This window comes from Amycolatopsis sp. NPDC059021 (assembly GCF_042739895.1).
In the GTDB taxonomy this organism is placed as follows: domain Bacteria; phylum Actinomycetota; class Actinomycetes; order Mycobacteriales; family Pseudonocardiaceae; genus Amycolatopsis.
In genome coordinates, this window is the sequence record NZ_JBHYIQ010000097.1 from 16,102 (window position 1) to 39,408 (window position 23,307).

Sequence of the window (23,307 nt, forward strand, 5' to 3'; positions counted from 1 at the left end):
AGGCTGTCGGAAGTGAGCGCACGCGAGATCGCCGTTTTCAGCGGAAGTGCCCATCCCGAGCTCGCAGCGGAGATCTGCGCGCATCTCGGCGTCCCCCTGCTTCCCGTGCGGGTGCAGCGGTTCGCGAACGACTGCCTCGAGGTGCAACTGCAGGCCAACTGCCGTGAACGCGACGTCTTCATCATCCAGCCGCTGGTCCGCCCGGTGCAGGAAAACCTCGTCGAGCTGCTGCTGATGCTCGACGCCGCGCGTGGCGCCTCCGCCGCGCGCATCACCGCCGTCATCCCGCACTACTCCTACGCGCGTTCGGACAAGAAGGACGCGCCGCGGATCTCGATCGGCGGCAAGCTCGTCGCCGATCTGCTGGTCACCGCCGGCGCGAATCGGGTGCTGGCGATGACGTTGCATTCGCCGCAGGTGCACGGCTTCTTCGACATCCCGGTCGATCATCTGCACGCGCTGCAGGAGCTGGCCCGGTACTTCCGGCAGTACGACCTTTCGCAGACCACCGTGGTGTCGCCGGATCTGGGCAACGCCAAGGAGGCCGCACATTTCGCGCGGCTGCTCGGCGCGCAGGTCGCCGCCGGGGCCAAGCAACGCTTCGCCGATGACCGCGTCCAGATCAGCTCCGTGATCGGCGAGATCACCGGCCGTGACGTGATCGTCCTCGACGACGAGATCGCCAAGGGCAGCACGGTCCTCGAACTGCTGGACCGGCTCCGCGAGCTGAAGCCGCGTTCGATCCGCGTCGCCTGTACGCACGGGCTTTTCGCCGCGAAGGCGATCGAGCGGATCGGCGCGCAGGAGGACGTCCTGGAGATCGTCTGCACTAACACGGTGCCGATCCCGGAGGACGAGCGCACGGACAAGCTCAAGATCCTGTCGATCGCCCCGGCGATGGCCGAGGCGATCCGCCGCATCCACAACGGCGAGTCCGTCAGCGCGTTGTTCGAGCCCGCCTAAGCCATCAGGGCGCCGCCGTTGACGTCGAGGACGGCGCCGGTGATCCAGCTCGCCTCCGCCGAGGCGAGGAAACAGACCGCCGCCGCGATGTCCTCGGCCGTCCCGAGACGTCCCACTGGCACGGCGGCGAGGATGCGGCGCAGGAGTTCCGGGTCCTGGTCGTGGATGAGACCGGTATCGACGGGACCAGGTGCGACGGCGTTGACCGTGATCCCCTCGGTGGCCAGTTCGCGCGCGGCGCTGCGGGTCAGCGAGATCAGGCCCGCCTTGGAACTCGCGTACGCCGCTGTGCCGAGCAGTCCGCCGCCCTGACGTCCGGCGACCGACGCGACGTTCACGATCCGGCCGCCGCGCGCCCGCATCGGCTCGATCGCGGCACGGATCGTGGTGAGGGCCGCGGTCAGGTTGACCGTGTGGACCCGCTCCCAGCGTTCGGGCGTCAGGTCGGCCAGCGGTGTGGTGTCCAGCAGCGCCGCGTTGTTGACCAGCACCGCGTGGCCCGGCCCGTCCGCCAACGACGTCCGGACGGCGTCGGCGAGGGCGTCATGGTCGGCGACGTCCAACGCGATCGTCCGGTGTGGACTGTCCAAAGCGGCCAGTGTCGCGACGTCGCGGTCGATCAGCGTGACCTTGGCGCCCTGGCCCGCCAAGGCGGTGGCCGTCGCCAGGCCGATCCCGCGGGCGGCGCCGGTGACGACCGCGTGCACGCCGTCGAGCGCGAACATCACCGCCCCAGGCCGTCGGTGAAGTCGGCGTCCTTCGTCTCCCGCATCAGCAGCAGCGAGACCAGGCAGATCACCGCGATCCCGATCAGGTACAGCGAGATCGGCGTGGACGAGCCGGTCTTCGCCAGCAGGTCGGTCGCGATGATGGGGCTGACCCCGCCGCCGACGACGCCCGCCGCGCTGTAGGCGAAGGATGAGCCGGAGTAGCGGAACCGCACCCGGAAGAGCTCGGGCAGGAAGGCGCCCATCGGGCCGTAGAGCATCGCGAAGCACAGCATGCCGCCGGTCATGCCGAGCGTGATCAGCACCGGCTCCCGGGTTTCGATCAGCCAGAACATCGGGAACGCCCAGAGTGCGGCGATGATCGCCGAGCCGGTGCACAGCAGCTTGCGGCCGATCCGGTCCGAGTACACCGCGAACACCAGCGTCAGCACGCCCATGATCGACACCGCGATCATGGCCGCGACGAGCATCGTCGTGCGGCTGACCTTGAGCGTTCCGGTGCCGTAGGAGAGTACGAACGTCGTGACCGTGTAGAAGAGCGTGTGCGCAAGGATGAACGACAACGTGGCGAGAACGAGTACGCCGGGCTGGCGGCGCAGCAGCTCGAAGAACGGGACGCGGGCCCGCTCCTGCTTGTCGAGCGCGGCCTGGAAGATCGGCGTCTCGGCGATGCGCATCCGGATGTAGAAGCCGACGACCAGCAGGATGGCCGAGGCCAGGAACGGGATGCGCCAGCCGATCGAGCGGAAGGTGTCGGCGGACATCGTCGCGTTGAGGATCAGGAACAACGCGTTGCCCAGCACGAACCCGATCGCGGGGCCGAGCTGCGGGAACGCCGAGTACAGCCCGCGTTTGCCCGGTGGCGCGTACTCGGTGGCGAGCAGCACCGCGCCACCCCATTCCCCGCCGAGGCCGATGCCCTGGAGGAACCTCGTGATCACGAGCAGGATCGGCGCGGCCACCCCGATGTCCTCATAGGACGGAATGAGCCCGATGACCACGGTCGCCCCGCCCATCAGCAGCAGCGAGACGATGAGCATCCGCTTGCGGCCGAGCCGGTCACCGAAATGTCCGAAAAGGACAGCGCCGAGCGGGCGGGCGATGAACCCGACCGCGAACGTCGCGAACGAGGCCAGTGTGCCGGCGAGCGTGGAGAACTTCGGGAAGAACACCGTGCCGAACACCAGCGCGGCTGCGGTCCCGTAGATGTAGAAGTCATAGAACTCGATCGCGGTGCCGATGAAGCTGGCGGTCGCGATCCGGCGCCGCGACGGCGCTTCCGTGCTCGTGCTGTTCACCCTCCGATGTGATCACGCGCGGCGGTGCCCGGCAAGAGGCCAAGAGCCTCTTTCTGCGGTGTTTCCGTTGGGGTGCAACGGGTCTGGCCGTAGTGGGTCACGGCTCGCGGGTCATTCGGCGAGTGCCCGGTCAGGTGTTCACCCGGTCGGCGGTCTCGTCGGCGAGTTCCGCGGCCGCGGCGTCCAGGAATTCGAGGAACGCGGTGACCGCGGGCGGCTTGGTCAGGCCGCTCAGCGTGGCGGCGTACACGGCCCGAGCCGGTAGGTCGTCCCGGTGCAGCGGGGCGAGCGCGATGTCCGGCCGGGTCGCGTCCACCGCCAGCGACGGGACGAGCGCGATCCCCAGCCCGGCCGCGACCAGGCCCTGCTTGGCGATCCACTCGGCGGCCCTCAGCTCGATCCGCGGCCGGAAGCCGGCAAGCGTGCCGGCGGTGATCAAGGCGTCGTCCACCCGGCCGCGGCCGGCGACCCAGCGTTCCTCGGCGAGCTGGGCCAGCCGCACCACACCCCGGCCGACCAGCGGATGGGCGGGCGGCAGCGCCACGAACATCGTGTCGTCGAGCAGGTGGTGCAGGTCGAGACCGGCGGTGTCGAGCGGTCGGGACGGCGCGGTGCTCACCACCGCCAGATCGATGTCGCCGCTGTGCAGCTGGGCCAGCTGGCCGGGCGTCAGGCTTTCGACCAGTGACAGCGTGACCTTGGCGTGGGCGTGCTGGAAGGCGGCGATCGCCCGCGGGACCAAGGAGGCGTCGGCAGTAGGGAACGCGCCGATCCGCAGCCGGCCACCGGCCAGGTCGCGAAGGGCGGTGAGGTCGCTTCGCGCGGTGCCGAGCCGGTCGAGCACGGCCTCCGCGTGGCCGAGCAGGACGTGGCCTTCGGCAGTGAGACGTACGCCGCGCGGCAGCCGGTCGAACAGCGGCGCGTCGACCGCGCTCTCCAGCGAGGAGACCTGCCGCGAGATGGCGGACTGCGTGTAGCCCATGGCCTTCGCCGCGGCGGTGAACGACCCACGCTGCGCGACCTCACGGAAGACCTCCAGCCAGGCGGTGTCCATCGCGGCCTCCCTTATTCATGCGTAACTCGCATGCTAGCTGTGCGAGATCTTCGCTGGTCGCATGGCACTGTGCCGCCATAGCCTTGCCGCAGGGCCGGATCGCCGGAGGCCGGACCGGCGACACAGCCGGCCGATCAAGACCCGCATCACGTCATCGACGACATTCGATCGCAGCGACAGGAGCTGTTCATGCAGATCACTTTCGACAACCCCGCGACCGTACCGGCGCCCGTCGGCACCTATTCCCACGTCGGCAAGCTGACCATCGGCGACGGCACCCTGCTGTTCGTCGCCGGGCAACTCGCGGTCGACTCGGCGGGCCGGCTCGTCGGCGACGGGAGCATGGCCGAGCAGGCCAAGTTCGTCCTCGAGACGATCGGCGAGATCCTCGAAGCACACGGCGCGACGTTCGGCAACGTCGTCAATATCCGGACGTTCCTCACCGACATGGACGCGGTGGGCGACTACGTTGCCGTGCGGTCGAAGTACTTCACCGGCGACCTGCCGACGAGCACGACCGTCGAGATCTCCCGGCTGGCCATCCCCGGCGTGCTGATCGAGATCGAGGTCGTCGCGGCCTGCTGACGGCCCGGCTGGCCACGTTGTGCCACAACGGAAATCAGCAACAGGCGCTAGGTGAGTGGCCCGAGGACCCGGTCGAGGTAGGTGTTGGTGAACACGCCCGCCGGGTCGACCTCCTTGCGGATACGCAGGAAATCGTCGAAGCGCGGGTAGCGCGTCCGCAGCGTGTGCACGTCCAGGTCATGCATCTTGCCCCAATGCGGACGGCCGCCGACCTGACCCGCGATGTCGGCGAAGGCCGCGAAGTACTCGCGATACGGCATACCGGTGAACTGGTGGATGGCGATGTAGGCGGAGTCGCGGCCGTGTGCGGTGGACAGCCAGATGTCGTCGCCCGCGGCGACACGGACCTCGACCGGGAACATCACCGGGTTCTCGAGCCGGGGCACGAGCGCGCGCAGTTCGGCGAGCACGTCGAGGACGGACTCGCGCGGCACCGCGAATTCCGACTCGGTGAACCGGACTCCGCGGTGCGTGACGAACACGCGGTGGGAGACGTCGCTGTAGTCGCGTTCCGAGAGCACCTGCGAGGCGAACCCGCCCAGCGGTTTCACGAGTTTCGGCACCGCGCGGCCGATGCGGCACAGCCCGCCGAAGGCGATGTTCTCGGTGAGGTCGTAGTCGACGAACTGCTTCAGCCTGCTCAGTGGCTTGCGCTCGGCGTCGGCAGGCAGCCGGTTGTTGCGCTTGACCAGTGCGTTGCGCCCGTAGGGGAACCAGTAGAACTCGAAGTGGTCGTTGTTCGCGGCGAACTCGTCGAAACCTTCGAGGACTTGTTCCAGCGGTTCCGGGCGTTCTTGGGCGGAGAGCACGAAGGACGGTTCGCACTGGAGCGTGACGGTGGTGATGACGCCGAGCGCGCCGAGCCCGACCCGCGCGGCGGCGAAGAGCTCCGGACGTTCTTGGGCCGAGCAGCTCACGACCGAGCCGTCGGCGAGGACGAGTTCGAGCGCGGTGATCTGCGTGGCGATGCCGCCGAATTTCGCGCCGGTGCCGTGGGTTCCGGTCGAGATCGCGCCCGCGACGGTCTGCGCGTCGATGTCGCCGAGGTTGGTCATCGCCAGGCCGAGTGCGTCGAGTTCGGCGTTGAGCTGCCGCAACGTCGTACCCGAGCGAACGGTCACGAGCCCGGTCGAGACGTCGGCCTTTTCGATGCCGGTCCAGCGGGTCAGGTCGAGCGCGTCCGAGTCGGCGACGGCGATCGCGGTGAAGGAATGGCCGCTGCCCCAGGCGCGGACGCTGTGACCTGCGGCGGCCACCGTCGCGACGGTTTCGGCGATGTCGGCCACGCTGCGGGGCTGATGGACGCGCTGCGGTGAGGCGTGCGCGGTACCGGCCCAGTTGCTCCACCGTGTCATGCGTCTGCACCTGTTCGTCAGAGGTGTGAGTGCCGAAACAGTAAGTGAATAGTATTCGCGTTTCAAGCCTTGTTGTCGTACTTTAGAGCGGTGACCAGTGCGACGGTGTACGACGCGGCGACCAAGGACCTCGATCCTCCGTTCGCCGTCGTCGACTTGGCGGCCTTCGACGCGAACGCCGACGACCTGGTGCGCCGCGCCGCGGGGAAGCCGATCCGGGTGGTCAGTAAATCCGTGCGCTGCCGTGCGCTGCTGGAACGGGTGCTCGCGAAGCCGGGCTTCACCGGGTTGATGTGCTACTCGCTGGCCGAAGCCGTATGGCACGTCGAGCAGGGCACCACCGACGACGTCGTTGTCGCGTACCCGACGGCCGACTACGGCGCGCTGCGCAGGCTCGCGGCGGACGAACGTGCGCGGGCGGCGATCACGATCATGGTCGATTCGGCCGAGCATCTGGATCTGGTGGACGCCGCGCTCGGGAACGGGCATCCGGAGATCCGGGTGTGCCTGGAGCTGGACGCGTCGTGGCGCCCGTTGCCCGGCGTGCACGTGGGTACCCGGCGGTCGCCGGTCTTCACCCCGAAGCAGGCCGCCGAACTCGCCAGGATCATCATGGCGCGCAAGGGTTTCCGCCTGGCCGGGATGATGGGGTACGAGGGGCAGATCGCCGGGCTCGGCGACGCCGACGGCGGCCGTCCGAAGAACGCGGTGGTCGGCTGGATGCAGCGTCGGTCGGCGGCCGAGCTGGCACGACGTCGCGGGGCCGCGGTGCGGGCCGTGCGGGCGATCGCGGAGCTGGAGTTCGTGAACGGCGGGGGCAGCGGCAGCGTCGAGTCCACTGTCGCGGAGGACGCGGTCACTGAGGTCGCGGCCGGTTCGGGGCTGATCGGCCCGACGCTCTTCGACGGCTACGCCCACTTCTCACCGCGTCCGGCCGCGTTGTTCGCACTGCCGGTGGTGCGCCGCCCGACGCGCAACGTCGCGACGCTCTACTCCGGCGGCTACATCGCTTCAGGCCCGACAGGCCCTTCGCGCGTCCCAACGCCGTACCTGCCTTCGGGGCTTTCGCTGTTGAGTTTCGAAGGCGCGGGCGAAGTCCAGACGCCGGTCACCGGCGAAGCGGCCCGGTCGCTGAGGCTCGGCGACCGCGTCTGGATGCGTCACGCGAAGGCGGGCGAACTCGCCGAGCGGTTCACGCACTATCACCTGGTCTCCGGCGACCGGGTGGAGCGCACCGTGCCGACCTACCGCGGCGAGCAGCAGAACTTCGGCTGATCAGGGCCGCGCCCCTACTGAGAACTCCGTGCCCCACGGGTCGGTGATCGTGGACATCCGGCAGTAGGGCGTGTCCTCCGGCGCGGTGGCCTTCCCGCCCGCGGCCTTGACTCGCGCCGCGGTTTCGTCGGCGTCGGCGACCTCGAACAGCGTCGCCCAACTCGACGCCGCTGCCTCGGCCGAGCCCATGATGCCGCCGATCTCGTGCCCGTCGGGCCTGCGCAGGAAGGTGAAGTCGACGCCGGGGAGATCGTCGTTGCCGTCCAGTGTGAAGTCGAAGACCGCGGTGTAGAAGGCCCGCGCCCGTTCGGCGGCGGGGGTGACCAGGTCGTTGCGCACCAGCGTGTCCGGCTCGTTCACCAGCCGGCATCCCGGCCGGGAGCGTCCTTGCCACAGCCCGAACCGCGCGCCCGTCGGGTCGGCGACGAGCGCCACGCGAGCCTCCTCACCGAGGTCGTACGGTTCTTCGAGCAGCGTGCCGCCCTCGGCGACGGCCTGCTTCGCGGTGCCGTCGCAGTCGTCGGTGGCCAGGTGGACGGTCCAGCCGCCGCCCGCGGACATCGACTCGCGCAGGCCCGCGACCGGCAGGTCACGCAGCAGGCAGGTGGTGCCGTGCTCACCGGTGGCGAACTCCCAGCCGAAAACGGACCCGTAGAACGCCTGGGTCGCGGGCAGATCCGCCACCTCAAGCTCGATCCACACGGGCGTACCCAGCGGTTGGTTGTGGTCGACTCGGCTCATCGTGTGCTCCCTCGTTCGGTGACCCGGCCGAGGGTAGACAGCGTTTAGGTCAGTTCTGGTCCTCAATGCGGGGAAGGCGCTTACTGATCAGCGTCATTCGCCGAACTTGCTCGCCAGATAGCCCTTCACCAGGTACTTCGTCTCCGCGACGATCTTCTCGTCGCCACGCGGCTCGCGGCGGAACGCGAGTTTGAGCAGTGCGTCGGCGGCCTCGTTGGCGATGGTGATGGCGAAGCGGAGGTCCTCGATCGGGCGGTCCACCCGCACGCTGAGGATGTCGGTCAGCGAGTCGACGAGCACGGCGTTGTTGTCGCGGTCGTCGTCGAGCAGCTGGCGGTCGACCACGTCGCCGAAGTGGACCTTGGAGAATCCGGGCACTTCGCGGTGCATCCGCAGGTAGATGTCGAGGATCGAATCGACGACGTCCCACCAGTGCTCCGGGCTGAGCTCGGTCAGCCGCTCGTTCACCGCGGCGACGAAGCGTTCCATGTTGCGCTGGGTCAGCGCCTGGACCACGGCCCGCTTGTCCGGGAAGAACTGGTACAGCGAACCGACGGCGACACCCGCCCGCTTCGCGATGAGCGTCGTGGTCAGTGCGTCGTAGCCGAGCTCGTCTATCAGCGCGGCGCTCGCGTCGAGCATCTGCTCCACACGCTTCGCGCTGCGCTGCTGCACCGGCTGCCGCCGGAGAGGGGTGGTGTCAGCGGACACCTTCGAGGCCTCGACGTCGGGCACTGATGTTCCTCCTCCACTTTCCGATCTGGGACTTTATCGTGCCGACGGGCTTCCCCCGGCCCGGACGACGACCTAGTATATGAGAACTTTTCACATTCACCCGGACGGGTGGCAGGACGAAAGGTGCGTAGCCGGTGGAGAATCCGACCTTCCCGCCCGATTTCCTCTGGGGAGTTTCGACTTCGGCCTTCCAGATCGAGGGAGCCACCAAGGAGGGTGGCCGCGGACCGTCCATTTGGGACACTTTTACCGCGACCGAGGGCAAGGTAGCACGCGGTGAACACGCCGACGTCGCGGCTGATCATTACCACCGGTACCCCGAAGACGTCGCGCTGATGGCCGAACTCGGCGTCGGCGCGTACCGGCTTTCGGTCGCCTGGCCGCGTATCCAGCCCACCGGGAAAGGCGCCCCGAATCCGGAGGGAATTTCCTTCTACGACAAGCTGATCGACGCCGTGTGCGAGGCAGGCATCGCCCCCGTCGTCACGCTTTATCACTGGGACAGCCCGCAGGCCGTCGAGGACGACGGAGGCTGGCTTTCGCGCGACACCGCGGACCGGTTCGCCGAGTACGCCGCGATCCTCGGCGAGCGATTCGCCGATCGGGTGAAATTGTGGATTCCGCTCAACGAGCCGATGGTCATGTCGATTTATGGCTACGCGATCGGCGAGTACGCGCCGGGCAAGACGCTGTTGCTCGACGCCGTTCCCACCGCGCATCACCAGGCGCTCGCGCACGGCAAGGCGGTCCAGGCGCTGCGCGCCGCCGGCGCCACGGGCATCGGCACCGCGAACAATCACTCGCCGATCTGGCCTGCCGCCGATACGCCGGCCGATCGCGCGGCGGGTGAATGGCTCGACGCGCTGATCAACCGGCTCTACGCCGATCCCGTCCTGCTCGGGACCTACCCGGAGCAGCTGCATCCGCATCTGCCCGAGGGATTCGCCGACGATCTGCCGACCATCGCGCAGCCGCTCGACTTCTACGGCGTCAACTACTACGAGCCGCAGGGCGTCGCCGCGCCCGGCGAGGGCAACCCGCTCCCGTTCGAACTTCGCCCGATCGAGGGCTATCCGATGACGACCAACGATTCGCCGATCGTCCCGCACGGCCTGCGCGAGTTGCTGGTGTCCTTCCACGAGCGTTATCAGGAGAACCTGCCGCCCGTCCACATCACCGAAAACGGCTGCAGTTTCGCCGACGAGGTCGGCGAAGACGGCGCGGTGCACGACCCCGAGCGTGTCGACTTCCTCGCCGGGCACCTCGGCGCGGTGCGCGAGGCGATGGACACCGGGGTGGATGTCCGCGGCTATTTCGTCTGGTCCCTGCTGGACAACTTCGAATGGTCCAAGGGCTACGCGCCGCGGTTCGGCCTGGTGCACGTCGACTACGAGACGCAGCGCCGCACGCCCAAGGATTCCTTCCACTGGTACCGGAAACTGGTGCGCCATGAGTGAGATCGCCGCGGGCCCGCAGCCGCCGTCCGAAATCCCGGAGGCGCTGGCCGAACCGGTCGTCCGGGTCCGCGCGGGTTGGATGAGCCTGCTGTTCACCGCCAATTTCGCGCTCTGGCTCGGGATCTACGCGCCGATCCAGGTGCTGCTGCCGAAACAGGCGGAACTGCTCGCCGCCGCGGACAAGGAGTTCGTGTTCGGCCTCGTCACCGGCGTCGGCGCGGTCGTGGCGATGGTGACGAATCCGGCGATCGGGCTGCTGTCCGACCGCACCTGCTCGCGCTTCGGCCGCCGTCATCCGTGGACGGTCGCGGGCGCGACGGTCGCCGCGGCGGGGCTGCTCGTGCTGGCGATCGCGCCGGACGTCGCGGTCATGACGGTCGGCTGGTGTCTCGTGCAGGCCGGGCTCAACGGGATGCTCGCGACGTTGATGTCCGGGATGGCCGACCGGGTGCCGATCGCCCAGCGCGCGCAGGCCGGCGGCCTCGTCGGTATCGCGCAGATGCTCGGCACGGTGCTCGGCTCGGCGGTGGTCGTGGTCATGCTCGACCTCGCCGGGTTGCCGTTGGCCTATGCCGTCTGCGCGGCGATCGTTCTCGGCGGCGCGGCGGCGTTCGTGCTGCGGACACCGGACGCGCGGCTGCCGATCGCGTTCCGTCCGTCCACCCGGGTGCGCGAGGTGCTGGCGGAGTTGTGGGTCTCCCCGCGGCGGCATCCGGACTTCGCGTGGGCGTGGGCCTGCCACTTCATGATCAACCTCGGCAACGCGTTCGGGACGCTGTATCTGTTGTTCTTCCTCAAGGACGCGGTGCACTACCCGGACCCGGACACCGGGTTGCTGATCATGATGGGGCTCTACGGCTTCGCGCTGGTGATCGGCGCGGTGCTCGCCGGGCACTTCTCCGACAAGTCGGGCCGCCGCAAGCCGTACGTCCTCGGCGCGTCGGCGGTCATGGCACTCGCCGCGCTCCTGCTGGTGGTGTGGCAGACGTGGCCGGTCGCGCTCGCGGCGTCCCCGTTGCTCGGTGTCGGCTTCGGCACGTACATGGCTGTCGCGCTCGCGATGTTGACGCAGGTGCTGCCCGCCGCGCAGGACCGCGCGAAGGATCTCGGTGTCGTCAACATCGCGAACTCGCTGCCGCAGGTCGTCGCACCGCTGCTGACGACCGTCATCCTCGCGTCGTTCGGGGGCTATCCGGCGTTGTTCACCGCGTCGGCCGCCGCGACGGTGATCGCCGGGATCCTGGTCACGCGGGTGAAGTCGGTCAGCTGACCGGTATGGGATGTGGAACCGCGGGCCGGTGCCGGTCGGGGGAGGGGAGTGCAACGGCACCGGCCCGCGGAATCAAGGGGCCACTCGTGGGCGGGGTGTAGGGCGCGATCTACGAAAACCGCATCCTACTGTTGATGATCTTCGCAATCTAGCGGTCGGATTATGCCGTCCGCTAGGGTTTTCGCAGAAATTTTTCGATTAATCGCGGTGGGGACCGGGATGGTTGCCGAGCGTCGACCTGTCACGGTCGGGGATCCGGACAAGTCCGCTTCGGCCGGGGCGAACACAACATCGGGCCGATGGGGGCGGGTCGGCAGGCTGTCGTGCTCGCCGGGTCGGGTCAGGCCGGTGCGGCGGCCCGCCGGGGCGGGACCAGTGCGTGCCGTCCTGTCGTTTCGGCGGGCGTGGGCGCACCGCCGCGGGACTGGCCGGGGACGGCGGCACGGCGCCTGCCCGGACGCAGCCTGCTCGTGCTCGTCGTCTGCTGCGGGGCGAGGCCGCCCGCGACGAGGTGCTCGTGCGCGGCCTGCCAGACCGAGCACGGCGCCTTGCAGCGGTGCCACCGCGTCGAGCAGGTCGGGCAGTCACCGCGCTCGTCGGGCTCGTGTGCCTTCAGCATGGTGCGCCAGCCTTCGGCCAGCCGGGGCAGTTCGGAGCGGGCCACCGACACCAGCGACTGCGCGTCCGCGCGGTTCGCGAGGTCCGCCAGCATGTCGAGGCGTTCCCAGACCGCGTTGCGCAGGACCTGGCCTAGTACCTGATCCATCGAGAGCTCACCGTTACCTTTCCGCCATCTTGGCGGCTTCGTTGAGCGCGGCCCTGAGCTGGCCGAGCTGGCCGGAGGTCAGTCGCGCCGTCTCGCCGGGAGGCGACACGAGGACCACCTGGTTGTCTTCGACGAAAACCGTGACCGCGCGCTCGCGGCTGATCAGATCGCCGCACTGGACGCGCCAGACCAGCTGCCCGCCTTCGTACCGGCGCAGGCTCGCGGTACGGGGGTCGACGGGCGCGGAGGCGATGGGGCGAGGTGCCTGTGGCGTCGTGTTCATGGCCGCCGCCTTCGTGATCGCCGCCGGCCGCACAGGTCGCATGGCGGTACCGGCGTGCCCGGCTGCGATCGAGTCCACGAACTCCACTGGCTCTTCTCCGCTCTGTAGTCCTGCTGTCCGCTTGTCCGGCGCTGGTTCCTCTCGACCGGTTTTCGTAGCTCTCCGTAATCGCTGCCGGTATCCGGTCGGTGACGGAGATCTGACAACTACAGTGAAGTGAAACCGAGTGGGATAGAAGGTCGAAACGGCGTCATAGCGGTGACCGGACGCGGTTCCACGGTAAGCGGTCGAGGAACTTCGCCCGGACCGATCAGGGCGCGGTTTCGCTGTTTCACACGGTTCAAGAGCTTTGCCTACGCTGTTTCACAGACGCCCGACGGACGGTGAGGGGGCGCAATGGACGCCAATGGTGGCGGCAACGGACCCGGTTCCGAGGCCCGGCAGGGTCACACGGTTCCGGCGGAGGCCTGGGAACAGGCCGAGATGCGGGCGGCACTGGCCGTCCGGGACGTGAGTGCCGTGTACCGGTTGTTGCGCAAGCACGGCATCTCGCAGCGCCAGATCGCCGCGCTGACCGGCCAGTCACAGTCCGAGGTGTCGGAGATCCTCAAAGGCCGGCAGGTCATGGCCTACGACGTGCTCACGAGGATCGCCGACGGACTGGGTGTCCAACGTGGATACATGGGCCTCGCCTACGACGAGGCCACAGCGATACGGGTCGTCGGCTCCGTCGGCGGCCAGCAGGCGGAGGAGGACGAATCCGTGAAGCGACGGAGGTTCCTCGCGCACGCTGCCCAGGTCACGATGGGCGCGGCGGTGTTCGGACCGGAATCGGGAACGTGGTCGGCCGGACCGGCGAGGACGCCGGCACCTGGCCGGATCGGGATGACCGACGTGCGCCAGGTGGAGGCCGCGACCAGGGCCCTGCGGGCGCTGGATTACCAGTACGGCGGTGGTTTCTGCCGGGACGCGGTGGTCGCGCAGCTGTCGTGGGGACAGCAGATGCTCGAGGCCAACGGCACCGAGGTGGTCAAGAACAGGCTCTTCGTCGCGCTCGCCGACCTGCACAGCCTCGCCGGCTGGACCTCGTTCGACACCGGCCTGCTCGACTCCGCCCGCGGGCACTTCGCCAACGCGCTCGATCTGGCGAAACAGGGCGACAACCACCCGCTGGTCGCGAACGTGCTCTACCGGATGGGCCGGGTGTACCTGCACCAGGACGCGCCGAACGACGCGCTGAAGCTGTTCCAGCTGGGCCAGATCGCGGCTCAGGAATCCGGCTCCGAACTGGCGGTTTCGGTGTTGTGCGCCAACGAGGCGTGGGCCTACGCGATGATGGGCAACGAGGAGCAGGCGGTGAAGCTGCTCGGCCGGAGCAAGGACGAGTTCGAGCGGGCCAACCTCGCCGAAGCCGAGTCCTGGGTCAAGTTCTTCACCGAGACCGACGTCTACGCCATGGTCGGCACCGTGCACACCGTGCTCGCGCAGCAGAACGCCGACCACACCAAGTACGCCATCCCGGCGCTGACCCGCGCGGTCGACACCTACGACGACGACATGGCGCGCAGCAAGGCGTTCATGCTCAGCGCGCTGGCCACGAACCACCTGCTCGAAGGCGATATCGACCACGGCGCGAAGGTCGGAGGCAAGGCCATCGACTGCGCCGAGAGCCTCAAGTCCGAGCGGGTGAAGGACCGGATGAAGCCGCTGCGGGAAGAAGCCGAGCGGCGCAGCAACAACCCCGACGCACGTGATCTCGCCGGCCGCCTGCACGATTTCTACGCGGCCTGACGCAGGAGCCGCTGGGACCGTCTTGGACGGCCGATTCACGCCCGAGAAGCTGTACGGCGCGCTGAAAGCGACCTGCGCGTTGCTCGGACTCGACCCCGCCGGAGCGCGGCTGCTGCGCTTCACGAACAACGCGGTGTACGCGCTGGCCTCGGCGCCGGTCGTCGTCCGGATCGTCGGGTCGACCCGGCTACGGCATCGCGTCGGCACGGTGGTCCGGGTCGCGAAGCACTTCGAACGGCACGGCATCCCGGCGATCCGCCTGCTCGACGGCGTCGACCAGCCCCTGCACGTCGGCGAGCACCTGGTGACCGTCTGGCACGAGGTGCCGAGCACCGGCCGTCCGGCGACCGTGGCCGATCTCGCCGGGCTGCTGCGCCGGGTCCACGCACTCGACCCGCCGGACGGGCTCGCCGCGTGGGCGCCACTCGCCGCGGTGCGGGCCAGGGTGTCGGATGCCGAGGAAATCGCCGAGGACGACCGGAGTTTCCTGCTGGACCGCTGTGCCGAGCTGGATGACGCGCTGGCCTCGCTGGACTTCCCGCTGCCGCGTGGGCTGGTGCACGGCGACGCCTACCCCGGCAACCTCATTCCCGGCCCGGACGGCCCGGTGCTCTGCGACTTCGACTCCTCCGGGGTCGGGCCGCCGGAATGGGACCTGACGCCGCTGGCCGTGGGTAGCGCGCGCTTCGGTGACCCGCCGGAGCGGTACCGCGCGTTCGCCGCCGCGTACGGCTTCGACGTCACCGCCTGGCCGGGGTTCTCCGTGCTCAGGGCGGTGCGGGAGCTGAAGCTGACGACCAGCGTGCTGCCCATTCTGCGCAGCCATCCGCAGGTGCGGGCGGAGCTGTACCGGCGACTGGACGATCTGCGGCACGGCCGTACCGGAACGCGCTGGTCGCGCTATCGCTGACTTCGCTCAATACGCGAAATGCACGTGCATTCAGCGATGACAAAAGACCGTTCGCCGCATTAGCAAAATCGTCTTCGGAGAGTAGATAATTCTGCCCGACCTGTCACCTCCAATGGATCACGCTTCCCCCAAATGTGCAAGTTGCAATCACGGAGTGTTAACGGTTGGGAAGTTGATCACTCGTCCGGGAGTAGGCCAACGCCGCCCGGAGCCGAGGTACACAGTGGCGCAAGGAGTGCCGGTCAGGAAGCGACGACCGGAGCGCGGGTGAGGACCACCGCGAACCCGAAGGCCAGCCCCATCACGGTCAGCTCCAGCGTCGCCCACGCGGCGAAAGCGGTGCGGTTGTGCCGGATGATCTGCGGCATCAGCCGCCAGCGCACATTCGCGCCGAGTACGGCGATCGCGCCGGTGCAGAGCAGTTTCAGCAGCACCAACTGGCCGTACGGCGTGGTGAACACCCCGGCCCAGAAACCGATGGTCGGGTTGAGCGAGATCTCGATGAGGCCGTTGAACAGCCCGGTGGCCGCGGAAATGATCAGGCACAGCGTCGCCAGTTTCGAAAACCGTGGCAGTGCGTGGGCGAGCAGCGTTCGGTTGGCGACCAGCAGCACGCCCATCGCGCCGAGGCCGCCGGTCCAGGCGACGGCGCTCATGACGTGCAGCTCCATCGAGATCATCGTGTAGTCGTGGTAGTTCCAGTTCGACGCGTGCCCGGTGACCGGCAGGGGCAGCAGCGCGAACAGGCCGAGACCGACCCGCACCTCGGCGGGCACCTTTTCGCCGTGCCGCAGCGACAACGCGCCGAGCCCGGCGTGCAGCAGGGCGAGCACGGCGACGATGACGAGCGCCTTCCCGGCACCGACTTCGGCGATGTAGCTGCCGATGTCGCCCATCGACAGCCTCGGCGAACCCGGTTTGAACTCGGCGGTCTGCAGGATGAGCGTCACGATCGCGGTCGCCGCCCACACCAGCGCGGCGGCGACGCCGGCAGGGCGGGCGATCCGCATGATCGGTTCGGTCAGCTTCGGCCGGTCGTAGCCGACCAGCACCGAGAGCAACGCCAGCCCGATCGTGGTCACCGCGGAAAGATCCAGCAGCACACGCACGACCGGGATGGCGGCCGAGACCACCTCGCTGACCTGCGCCACCCCGGGCACCGGGGCGGTGGCGGTCAGCGCGACGCCGATGAGGGCGCCGACGATGCCCGCCGCCACCACGCAGACCAGCGTGGCGTAGCGGACTCCTGTGGTAGTCCCGGCCCGAGTCATTACTGGCCCTTCTCCTTGGTGCCGCCGGTGCGGAGCGCGACGGTCAGCCCGATCGCGAGCAGCACGACGGCCCCCGCGATCCACACCCAGATCGGCACTCCGCCGCCCGAGGACGGCTGGGCCGCGCCCGCGGGCTGACCGGTACCGCCGGAGCGCGCCGCGTCGACGCTCGCCGGGGTGCCGGTGCCCGCGGTGGTGAGGGTGAACGGGATCTCGCCGGTCACCGCGTGCCCGTCGGCGGAGAGGATCCGGTAGCCGACGGTGTACTTCCCGGCCGGGCCGAGCGCGCGCAGCGGGGCGCTGACGACGTTGTTCTCCACCTTGACCGGGCCCTCGGCCCATTGTCCGCCGTTCGGGCCGGTCACCGCGATCTGGTTGACGTCGGCGTTCTGCACGTACTGGTCGAACGTCAGCTTGACCTGCGACGGCCCGGTCGCGACCGAGGCGTCCTTGGCCGGATCGGACGAGACCAGCACGTTGTGCGCCAGCGCCGGGGTGGCCGTGCTGAGCAAGGCCACCCCGGTGATCGCCAGCGCGGTGAGCGCTTTGCGCATTACTTGGTTCCCTCTTCGTTCTTCGTGGTGTCAGTGGTGCCGGTGGCGGCCGGACGGCGGGAACGCAGGATCGCGCCCGCGCCGACGCCGAGGCCGAGCGCGCCGACGACGAGCCCGGCGCCACCGAGCCAGCGTGCCGTGTTGTCGGGGGACGACGCCGCTTCGGCGTGGTCGCCTTCCTTGCTTGCGGGCCCTCCGCCGTGGGCGCCCCCGCTCGCGCCCTTCGCGGCCAGCTTCACGACCGGCGCCGGGTGCTCGGGCTCCTCACCGCTCGGCGGCGTCGGCTGGTTCCAGTTGACCACCTTGCCGCTGTCGTAGGTCTGCTCGGCCGGGAACTCGATCTGGTCGACGTTGGCCGGGAACGCGCCCGCGCTGATCTCGAACTCCTCGAACGACGTGTTGCCGGGGCCGATCTTGGTGCCGGGCTGCGCGGTCCAGGTGATCTTGGTGACGGCCTCGGTGATCTGCGTGCCGGACGCGGTGGTCACCGGCGCGGGCAGCTTGCTCTTCGTGACCTCGGAGGTCCAGCCAGGAATCGGGCGGGTGCGGGCGCTGCCGATGCCGTACTCGGGCTTGAGGTCGACCGACACCTTGACGGTGGCCGCGTTGGCGTCCTCGTTCGGCACCCGGAAGAAGATGGCGCCGTACCCGCCCTTCGTCGGCTGGGTGCCGTAGACGTTCGCGCTGACGTGGGCGGAGGCGACGCCGGCGCCGAGCAGGCCGGTGATGCCGATGGTGGCGGCCAGGAAACCGGCGCGCTTGAAGACGTGCTTGGACACGGAAAACTCCTGAACGGGGTATGGGGGTGGCGGGAATCTCGGGGGATCCGCCGGAGAAAGGGGATGAAGCTGGGGTTCAGGAGCAGACGGGCGGACCGCGTCGCCCGTGCGCGCGACGGAGCTGGATGTCGAGCAGATGGCCGGGGCTCGCGGTGCGGACCGGCAGCGGGACGGCGGCCGCCGCGGGCACCGGGAGGACGCCGAGCAGCAGCGGCAGGACGGCACGCAGGGCCGAAAGCACCGCGAGCAGCATCGCGTCGGCGCGGGCGAGCAGCAGCGCGGTGAGCACGGTGGCGACGGCGTGCGCGGCGGTCATCGAGAGCCCGGCACCGGCGTCCGCCATGCCGTGCCCGGCGAGCGTGGTGAGCACGAGGTGCATGACGAGCTGGCCGCCGCCGAGCAGGGCGATGGTGGCAAGCGGTCCGCGTGCCTTGCCGGCGAGCGCGGTCGCGGTCCAGCCGATGAGCCCGGTGAGCAGGAGGGTCAGCGCCGCGTCCGGTACTTCGCCGTCGGCGAGGGCGTGCGCCGTGACGGCCAGTGCCGCGGAGCTGACGGCGAGCAGTCCGCCACGCACAGCGCGTAACGCGCCGCGGTGCTGGACAGGAATGCTCACGCGAACAGATTAAGGGAGCACCACAGCGTGAGCGAGCACTCGCCATCCAGTGAGCACGTGGTGAGACAGTGCGGCCGGATTGCAGCCGGATTGTTGACATCGGCGGGTTTGGCCAGGTCAGCCGGTTTCGATCGGGTTAAGGCGGCTCGACACGGGGCCAGCGTCGGTTGCCGAACCCGGGGCGATGGGGAACGGTGCTTTACCAACAGCGGTCAAGGGGGTTTGAGCCGACTCTGTTCCGGGTAGTGACACTGCCGATCAGAGGGTTACTCCGAACGAGTGACGGTGATCCTCCACACGCGGCAGGAGAACAGACACGGATGAATCTCTTCGAGTACATCTCGGACCGGTGGGACAAGCTTTATCTGGAAGCGCTCCTGCACGTCAGCGTGGTGGTGCAGTGCACGATCCTGGCGGCGGTCCTCGGCGTGCTGATCGGTGTCGCGGTCTACCGCAGCCCGGTCGGCTCGGCCGTGGCCACGGCGCTGGCCAGCACGATCCTCACGGTGCCGTCCTTCGCGTTGCTGGGTCTGCTGATCCCGCTCTCCGGTTTGGGTTCGACCACGACGGTCATCGCCCTAGTCCTCTACGCGCTCCTGCCGATCGTCCGGAACACCATCGTCGGCCTCGACGGCGTCGACCCGGCGGTCGCCGACGCGGCCCGCGGCATCGGGATGAGCCGCTTCGGCGTGCTGACCCGCGTCGAGCTGCGGCTGGCCTGGCCCGCGATCCTGGCCGGTATGCGGGTCGCGACGCAGATGCTGATGGGCATCGCGGTCATCGCGGCCTACGCGAAGGGGCCGGGCCTCGGTGGCGAGGTGTTCTCCGGGCTGACGAACGCGGGGAGCACCAACTCACTCAACCAGGCGCTGACCGGGACGATCGGGGTCGTCATCCTCGCCCTCGTCCTCGACGGCATCTACGTCCTGATCAACCGTTTCACCGTCTCTAGGGGTGTCCGTGGCTGAGCACGAGCAGGTTTCCGGCGTCGAGATCGAGCTGGAACACGTCACCAAGCGCTACTCCGGCACGCGCGAACCCGCTGTCGACGACTTCTCGATGGTCGTGCCCGCCGGCAAGATCGTCGTCTTCGTCGGCCCTTCCGGCTGTGGCAAGACCACCACGATGCGGATGATCAACCGGCTGATCGAGCCGACGTCCGGGCGGATCACCGTCGGCGGCGAGGACGCGCTGAAGTTCGACGTCGACAAGCTGCGCCGCGGGATCGGTTACGCGATCCAGCAGGCCGGGCTGTTCCCGCACTTCACCGTCGCGCAGAACATCGGCGTGGTGCCCGGACTGCTCGGCTGGGACAAGAAGAAGGTCAACGACCGGGTCGAGGAGATGATGGACCTGGTCGGCCTGGACCCCCGCGACTTCCGCGACCGCTACCCGCGTCAGCTCTCCGGTGGCCAGCAGCAGCGCGTCGGCGTGGCGCGGGCGCTCGCCGCGGACCCGCCGGTGCTGCTGATGGACGAGCCGTTCGGCGCGGTCGACCCGATCACCCGGGGCAACCTGCAGGACGAATTGCTGCGCCTGCAGACCGAGCTGAAGAAGACGATCGTGTTCGTCACGCACGACTTCGACGAGGCGGTGAAGCTCGGCGACAAGATCGCCGTGCTGGGCAACAAGTCGTCGATCCTGCAGTACGACACCCCGGAAGCGATCCTGGCCAACCCGGCCAACGACACGGTCGCCGGCTTCGTCGGCGCGGGCGCGTCGCTCAAGCAGCTCACGCTGATGCGTGTCCGTGACGTGGAGCTGAAGCAGGAAGCGCTCACCGCCGGGATCGACGAGTCCCCGGCCGCCGTGCGGGAAAAGCTTGCCGCGCAACGGAAGCACTTCGTCCTCGTGCTCGACGCCCGGCGGCGCCCCGCACGCTGGGTGCACCTACGGGAACTCACCTCGGCGACGTCGCTGGAATCGGCGGGACGTCCGCTGCGTGACGTCGTCAGCCTGCAGTCGACGTTGCAGGACGCGCTCGAAGCGATGCTCGCCGAGGGTGGCGCGGTGCCGGTCACCGGCTCTCGCGGCGAGTACGCCGGGACGATCCACCTGGAGACAGTGATCTCGACGATCCAGCAGCTGCGCGACGAGCACGCCGACGATCACCCCGGTGAGCACGAAGCCGACGAGTCGGAAGGCGCTCCCGCATGACGGCCGCCGTCGATACCGGTTTCACGACCGAATCCAGTTCGCGTGGCGCGGAGCGTGTCCGGCTGTTCGCGCAGCCCGTCGTCGTGCTCGTGATCGTCGCGGCGGTGCTGATCTGGGTGTTCTCCAGCGGCCTGACCGCGACGGAGAAGGCGACGCTGAACGCGGCGTCGCTGCTCACCGCGTTGAAGGACCACGTGCTGATGACGCTGGTGGTGACGGCGATCGTGGTCGCCGTCGCGGTGCCGCTGGGCATCCTGGTCAGCAGGCCGTGGGCGAAGTGGGCCGCGCCGGTGTTCCTGGCGATCGCGAACATCGGGCAGGCCGCGCCCGCGCTCGGCGTGCTGGTGCTGTGGTTCATCGTCACCGGCGCGGTCGGCGGGATCTGGGTGGCTTCGCTGCCGCTGGCGTTCTACTCGCTGCTGCCGGTGCTGCGGAACACCCTGGTCGGCCTGCAGCAGGTCGACCCGGCGCTGATCGACGCCGGGCGCGGCATCGGGATGTCGGCTTCGAGCGTGCTGTGGCGGGTCGAAATGCCGCTCGCCATTCCGCTCATCCTGGCCGGTCTGCGCACCTCGCTGGTGCTGGCGGTCGGGACGGCGACGTTCGGCATGTTCGTCAACGCCGGCGGCTTCGGCCTGCTGATCGACACCGGCTACAAGCTCAACCTGACGAAGGTGCTGATCACCGGCTCGGTGCTGGCCGTCGCGCTGGCGCTGCTGGTGGACTGGCTGGGCGCGGTCGCCGAGCAGTACTTCGGACCGAAGGGACTTCGCTGATGCGCCGCTTGAAGCGCAGGATCGTGGCGCTGGCCGGGGCGGTGCTGCTTTCGGTGTCGCTGGCCGGATGTGGGCTGGACGTCAACACCGGGGTGCCGTACACGATCCACCCCGGGTCGATCCAGCCGATCCCCTCGCTCGAGGGGCTCAAGGTGACGGTGGGGTCGAAGGACTTCACCGAGAACATCATCCTCGGCTACATGGCCGAGATGGCGCTTTCCGCTGCCGGTGCGAACGTCATCGACCTCACCGATATCAAGGGTTCGAACTCCTCGCGGCAGGCGCTGCTCAACGGCCAGACCGACGTCACGTGGGAATACACCGGCACCGGGTGGATCAACTACCAGGGCAACGAGCTGCCGGTGCCGGGCGGTGAGAAGGCGCAGTACGAAGCGACGAAGGCGGCCGACGAGCAGAAGTACGGCGTCGCGTGGCTGAACTACTCGCCGCTCAACGACCAGTACGCCTTCGCGGTCACCGAGGCCTACGGCGAGAAGAACAACTTGAAGACGACGTCGGATCTCGCCGCGTTCCTCAAGAAGCAGCCGGATCAGGGCGTGTTCTGCCTGGAAACCGAGTTCACCAGCCGTCAGGACGGCTGGCCCGCGGCGCTCAAGACGTACGGGTTCCAGAACCCGCAGGTGAAGAACTTCGGCATCGGGACGATCTATACGGCGGTGGCGAACGGGACCTGTCCGGTGGGCGAGGTGTTCACCACCGACGGCCGGAACGCCGGGCTGAACCTGCGTGTCCTCGAGGACGACAAGAAGGCGTTCCCGCAGTACAACGCCGTTCCGACGCTGCGGAAGTCGTTCCTGGACGCGCATCCGGAGATCCGCGGCCCGCTGGAGAAGGTGGCCGCGGCGATCGACAACAAGCAGATGCTCGAGCTCTGCAAGCAGGCCGACGTCGACGGCCTCGACAAGGGCAAGGTCGCCTACAACTGGATGGTCTCGAAGGGCTTCATCAAGTAGCCCGGCGGTCCGTGGGGGCCTCCTTGAGGGACTCTGGGTCCCTTGGGGAGGCCCCCACGGACGTTTACGTCAGAGGCCGAGGCGGTGCAGGAGCTGGCCTTCGAGCCGGTCGAGTTCCCCGGCGACGGCGCGATGGGCCGGCTTGCGCCGCGACGCGGGCATGCGTTCCGCGGCGCGGACCGTGGCCGAGAGCTGCTCCAGCGTTCCCTGCGCGTCGGTGGCGAAGGAGACGTCGGCCTCCGAGGCCTTCGACGACTTCCGCAGTTCCCCCAACCCCTGCGCCAGCCCGGCGATCCTGGCGTGCAGCGCGGCGCCGCGGCCGGTGTACTCGCCGAGCTGGTCGACGCTCACGCCCAGCTTCCGTGCCTGGTAGCGGTCGTACAGTTCGCGCGCTGCCCCGGCTGCGCGGACAGCGTAGGGCGCGACCACCGGGATCACGGCGGGACCGATCACCTTCGCCACCGCGATGGCGTTCTTCGCCTTCTTCGGTGTGATCCGTGCCTCACCATCGACCTGCTTGGCCTTACGCGCCATAGCCCACCTCCGCGACGTGTCGACGTCGAACTTACTGGTCCCCGAGGTGGCGGGCATGTCGGCTGGGCGGTGTGCTTCTAAAGTGATCGGCATGGAACCTGAGGTGGTGCTCGACGCGGGGGCGGTCAGCCGCTGCCGTCGTCGCGTGCACCTCGAGCACGACCCGGCGATGCGCGGCGTTCCGCTGCCCCCGCCGGATCCGACGGCGCAGCAGCGGATCGCCGATGCCACGGCGCATCGCGAGGAGATCCTGCGACGGCTCATGGCGGCGACCGGGCCGGACGCGACCTGGGCGACGATCCCGCGTGACCTGCCCGCGGCCGAACGCGTCCAGCGCACCGACGCCGCGCTCGCCGAAGGCGCCGGCCACATCTGGGGCGCGTTGTTCCCCGTCGACACCGCGGCCCACCGGCGCGGCGGCGTCGATCTGCTTGTCCA

At 69.0% G+C, this 23,307-nt stretch carries 24 protein-coding genes and 1 pseudogene; 12 read left to right on the forward strand and 13 right to left on the reverse strand.

Translation table 11 applies throughout. The features are described 5' to 3' along the window. The first annotated feature begins 12 nt into the window (after nucleotides 1-12). Nucleotides 13-963 carry a ribose-phosphate diphosphokinase gene (locus ACFWX1_RS38260; RefSeq protein ID WP_378394734.1) on the forward strand — a complete coding sequence of 317 codons (951 nt, stop codon included), beginning with the start codon at nucleotides 13-15 and terminating at the stop codon, nucleotides 961-963. On the opposite strand, the gene ACFWX1_RS38265 is transcribed toward ACFWX1_RS38260, so the two are convergent. The 3 genes from ACFWX1_RS38265 to ACFWX1_RS38275 all read right to left on the reverse strand — a co-directional run bounded on the left by ACFWX1_RS38265 (nucleotide 960) and on the right by ACFWX1_RS38275 (nucleotide 4,043). Beyond that, nucleotides 960-1,688, reverse strand: a complete 729-nt coding sequence (locus tag ACFWX1_RS38265; protein WP_378394735.1) for an SDR family NAD(P)-dependent oxidoreductase — start codon at nucleotides 1,686-1,688, stop codon at nucleotides 960-962. The genes ACFWX1_RS38260 and ACFWX1_RS38265 overlap by 4 nt on opposite strands. Next, a complete protein-coding gene (locus ACFWX1_RS38270) occupies nucleotides 1,688-2,989 on the reverse strand; it encodes an MFS transporter (RefSeq protein WP_378394736.1) in 1,302 nt (433 codons plus the stop codon). The genes ACFWX1_RS38265 and ACFWX1_RS38270 overlap by 1 nt, the downstream gene beginning before the upstream one ends. Before the next feature lie 130 nt (nucleotides 2,990-3,119). Beyond that, entirely contained in the window at nucleotides 3,120-4,043 is a 924-nt protein-coding gene (locus ACFWX1_RS38275; protein ID WP_378394737.1) for a LysR family transcriptional regulator, read from the reverse strand. A 189-nt stretch (nucleotides 4,044-4,232) separates the two neighbouring features. Here ACFWX1_RS38275 and ACFWX1_RS38280 point away from each other — a divergent pair, with 189 nt between their 5' ends. Beyond that, nucleotides 4,233-4,628 (forward strand): RidA family protein, encoded by a 396-nt coding sequence (locus ACFWX1_RS38280; RefSeq protein WP_378394738.1) that lies wholly within the window; start codon nucleotides 4,233-4,235, stop codon nucleotides 4,626-4,628. A 47-nt stretch (nucleotides 4,629-4,675) separates the two neighbouring features. Here the strand turns inward: ACFWX1_RS38280 and ACFWX1_RS38285 are convergent, their stop codons facing one another. Further along, the gene (locus tag ACFWX1_RS38285; protein ID WP_378394739.1) at nucleotides 4,676-5,983 is read right to left on the reverse strand and encodes a D-arabinono-1,4-lactone oxidase; all 1,308 of its coding nucleotides are present in this window, start codon (nucleotides 5,981-5,983) and stop codon (nucleotides 4,676-4,678) included. A 90-nt stretch (nucleotides 5,984-6,073) separates the two neighbouring features. Here ACFWX1_RS38285 and ACFWX1_RS38290 point away from each other — a divergent pair, with 90 nt between their 5' ends. Beyond that, nucleotides 6,074-7,258, forward strand: coding sequence for an amino acid deaminase/aldolase (locus tag ACFWX1_RS38290; protein WP_378394740.1), 1,185 nt, complete (start codon nucleotides 6,074-6,076; stop codon nucleotides 7,256-7,258). On the opposite strand, the gene ACFWX1_RS38295 is transcribed toward ACFWX1_RS38290, so the two are convergent. Together ACFWX1_RS38295 and ACFWX1_RS38300 are read right to left on the reverse strand one after the other, a co-directional pair. Next, nucleotides 7,259-7,999 (reverse strand): VOC family protein, encoded by a 741-nt coding sequence (locus tag ACFWX1_RS38295; RefSeq protein WP_378394741.1) that lies wholly within the window; start codon nucleotides 7,997-7,999, stop codon nucleotides 7,259-7,261. A 93-nt stretch (nucleotides 8,000-8,092) separates the two neighbouring features. Next, the gene (locus ACFWX1_RS38300; protein ID WP_378394742.1) at nucleotides 8,093-8,734 is read right to left on the reverse strand and encodes a TetR family transcriptional regulator; all 642 of its coding nucleotides are present in this window, start codon (nucleotides 8,732-8,734) and stop codon (nucleotides 8,093-8,095) included. 134 nt (nucleotides 8,735-8,868) lie between these two features. Here ACFWX1_RS38300 and ACFWX1_RS38305 point away from each other — a divergent pair, with 134 nt between their 5' ends. Continuing rightward, the gene (locus ACFWX1_RS38305) at nucleotides 8,869-10,191 is read left to right on the forward strand and encodes a GH1 family beta-glucosidase (protein WP_378394743.1); all 1,323 of its coding nucleotides are present in this window, start codon (nucleotides 8,869-8,871) and stop codon (nucleotides 10,189-10,191) included. Beyond that, entirely contained in the window at nucleotides 10,184-11,461 is a 1,278-nt protein-coding gene (locus ACFWX1_RS38310) for an MFS transporter (protein WP_378394744.1), read from the forward strand. The genes ACFWX1_RS38305 and ACFWX1_RS38310 overlap by 8 nt, the downstream gene beginning before the upstream one ends. 340 nt (nucleotides 11,462-11,801) lie before the next feature. Here the strand turns inward: ACFWX1_RS38310 and ACFWX1_RS38315 are convergent, their stop codons facing one another. Further along, nucleotides 11,802-12,227 carry a hypothetical protein gene (locus ACFWX1_RS38315; RefSeq protein WP_378394745.1) on the reverse strand — a complete coding sequence of 142 codons (426 nt, stop codon included), beginning with the start codon at nucleotides 12,225-12,227 and terminating at the stop codon, nucleotides 11,802-11,804. A gap of 13 nt (nucleotides 12,228-12,240) precedes the next feature. Next, on the reverse strand, nucleotides 12,241-12,597 hold the full coding sequence (locus ACFWX1_RS38320; protein ID WP_378325969.1) for a hypothetical protein: 357 nt from the start codon (nucleotides 12,595-12,597) through the stop codon (nucleotides 12,241-12,243). 309 nt (nucleotides 12,598-12,906) lie between these two features. Between ACFWX1_RS38320 and ACFWX1_RS38325 the strand changes: the two genes are divergently transcribed. Then, entirely contained in the window at nucleotides 12,907-14,301 is a 1,395-nt protein-coding gene (locus tag ACFWX1_RS38325) for a tetratricopeptide repeat protein (protein ID WP_378394746.1), read from the forward strand. Between the two features lie 22 nt (nucleotides 14,302-14,323). Continuing rightward, entirely contained in the window at nucleotides 14,324-15,211 is an 888-nt protein-coding gene (locus ACFWX1_RS38330; RefSeq protein ID WP_378394747.1) for a phosphotransferase enzyme family protein, read from the forward strand. A 242-nt stretch (nucleotides 15,212-15,453) separates the two neighbouring features. On the opposite strand, the gene ACFWX1_RS38335 is transcribed toward ACFWX1_RS38330, so the two are convergent. The 4 genes from ACFWX1_RS38335 to ACFWX1_RS38350 form a co-directional block, all read right to left on the reverse strand. Next, nucleotides 15,454-16,482 (reverse strand): copper resistance D family protein, encoded by a 1,029-nt coding sequence (locus tag ACFWX1_RS38335; RefSeq protein ID WP_378394748.1) that lies wholly within the window; start codon nucleotides 16,480-16,482, stop codon nucleotides 15,454-15,456. After that, nucleotides 16,482-17,036, reverse strand: a complete 555-nt coding sequence (locus tag ACFWX1_RS38340; RefSeq protein WP_378394749.1) for a copper resistance protein CopC — start codon at nucleotides 17,034-17,036, stop codon at nucleotides 16,482-16,484. The genes ACFWX1_RS38335 and ACFWX1_RS38340 overlap by 1 nt, the downstream gene beginning before the upstream one ends. Next, nucleotides 17,036-17,815 (reverse strand): YcnI family protein, encoded by a 780-nt coding sequence (locus tag ACFWX1_RS38345; RefSeq protein WP_378394750.1) that lies wholly within the window; start codon nucleotides 17,813-17,815, stop codon nucleotides 17,036-17,038. The genes ACFWX1_RS38340 and ACFWX1_RS38345 overlap by 1 nt, the downstream gene beginning before the upstream one ends. 76 nt (nucleotides 17,816-17,891) lie before the next feature. After that, a complete protein-coding gene (locus ACFWX1_RS38350) occupies nucleotides 17,892-18,377 on the reverse strand; it encodes a hypothetical protein (protein WP_378394756.1) in 486 nt (161 codons plus the stop codon). Between the two features lie 371 nt (nucleotides 18,378-18,748). On the opposite strand from ACFWX1_RS38350, the gene ACFWX1_RS38355 reads away from it, so the two are divergent. From ACFWX1_RS38355 to ACFWX1_RS38370, 4 genes are read left to right on the forward strand one after another with little or no spacing between them, the layout of a single operon-like run. Continuing rightward, nucleotides 18,749-19,396 carry an ABC transporter permease gene (locus ACFWX1_RS38355; protein WP_378394751.1) on the forward strand — a complete coding sequence of 216 codons (648 nt, stop codon included), beginning with the start codon at nucleotides 18,749-18,751 and terminating at the stop codon, nucleotides 19,394-19,396. Beyond that, nucleotides 19,389-20,585 carry an ABC transporter ATP-binding protein gene (locus ACFWX1_RS38360; RefSeq protein ID WP_378394752.1) on the forward strand — a complete coding sequence of 399 codons (1,197 nt, stop codon included), beginning with the start codon at nucleotides 19,389-19,391 and terminating at the stop codon, nucleotides 20,583-20,585. The genes ACFWX1_RS38355 and ACFWX1_RS38360 overlap by 8 nt, the downstream gene beginning before the upstream one ends. After that, the gene (locus ACFWX1_RS38365) at nucleotides 20,582-21,361 is read left to right on the forward strand and encodes an ABC transporter permease (protein ID WP_378394753.1); all 780 of its coding nucleotides are present in this window, start codon (nucleotides 20,582-20,584) and stop codon (nucleotides 21,359-21,361) included. The genes ACFWX1_RS38360 and ACFWX1_RS38365 overlap by 4 nt, the downstream gene beginning before the upstream one ends. After that, on the forward strand, nucleotides 21,361-22,335 hold the full coding sequence (locus tag ACFWX1_RS38370) for a glycine betaine ABC transporter substrate-binding protein (RefSeq protein WP_378394754.1): 975 nt from the start codon (nucleotides 21,361-21,363) through the stop codon (nucleotides 22,333-22,335). Before ACFWX1_RS38365 ends, ACFWX1_RS38370 begins: the two co-directional genes overlap by 1 nt. Before the next feature lie 69 nt (nucleotides 22,336-22,404). Here the strand turns inward: ACFWX1_RS38370 and ACFWX1_RS38375 are convergent, their stop codons facing one another. After that, the gene (locus ACFWX1_RS38375) at nucleotides 22,405-22,869 is read right to left on the reverse strand and encodes a DUF6474 family protein (protein ID WP_378394755.1); all 465 of its coding nucleotides are present in this window, start codon (nucleotides 22,867-22,869) and stop codon (nucleotides 22,405-22,407) included. Between the two features lie 91 nt (nucleotides 22,870-22,960). Between ACFWX1_RS38375 and ACFWX1_RS38380 the strand changes: the two are divergent. Next, nucleotides 22,961-23,307: pseudogene (locus ACFWX1_RS38380) on the forward strand (recombinase RecB); the annotation flags it as partial.

Bases quoted from the DNA above. Each gene is read 5' to 3' on its own strand.
- ACFWX1_RS38265 (WP_378394735.1), bottom strand. From the start codon at position 1,688: ATGTTCGCGCTCGACGGCGTGCACGCGGTCGTCACCGGCGCCGCCCGC.
- ACFWX1_RS38275 (WP_378394737.1), bottom strand. From the start codon at position 4,043: ATGGACACCGCCTGGCTGGAGGTCTTCCGTGAGGTCGCGCAGCGTGGG.
- ACFWX1_RS38280 (WP_378394738.1), top strand. From the start codon at position 4,233: ATGCAGATCACTTTCGACAACCCCGCGACCGTACCGGCGCCCGTCGGC.
- ACFWX1_RS38285 (WP_378394739.1), bottom strand. From the start codon at position 5,983: ATGACACGGTGGAGCAACTGGGCCGGTACCGCGCACGCCTCACCGCAG.
- ACFWX1_RS38295 (WP_378394741.1), bottom strand. From the start codon at position 7,999: ATGAGCCGAGTCGACCACAACCAACCGCTGGGTACGCCCGTGTGGATC.
- ACFWX1_RS38310 (WP_378394744.1), top strand. From the start codon at position 10,184: ATGAGTGAGATCGCCGCGGGCCCGCAGCCGCCGTCCGAAATCCCGGAG.
- ACFWX1_RS38315 (WP_378394745.1), bottom strand. From the start codon at position 12,227: ATGGATCAGGTACTAGGCCAGGTCCTGCGCAACGCGGTCTGGGAACGC.
- ACFWX1_RS38325 (WP_378394746.1), top strand. From the start codon at position 12,907: ATGGACGCCAATGGTGGCGGCAACGGACCCGGTTCCGAGGCCCGGCAG.
- ACFWX1_RS38335 (WP_378394748.1), bottom strand. From the start codon at position 16,482: ATGACTCGGGCCGGGACTACCACAGGAGTCCGCTACGCCACGCTGGTC.
- ACFWX1_RS38340 (WP_378394749.1), bottom strand. From the start codon at position 17,036: ATGCGCAAAGCGCTCACCGCGCTGGCGATCACCGGGGTGGCCTTGCTC.
- ACFWX1_RS38355 (WP_378394751.1), top strand. From the start codon at position 18,749: ATGAATCTCTTCGAGTACATCTCGGACCGGTGGGACAAGCTTTATCTG.
- ACFWX1_RS38365 (WP_378394753.1), top strand. From the start codon at position 20,582: ATGACGGCCGCCGTCGATACCGGTTTCACGACCGAATCCAGTTCGCGT.
- ACFWX1_RS38370 (WP_378394754.1), top strand. From the start codon at position 21,361: ATGCGCCGCTTGAAGCGCAGGATCGTGGCGCTGGCCGGGGCGGTGCTG.
- ACFWX1_RS38375 (WP_378394755.1), bottom strand. From the start codon at position 22,869: ATGGCGCGTAAGGCCAAGCAGGTCGATGGTGAGGCACGGATCACACCG.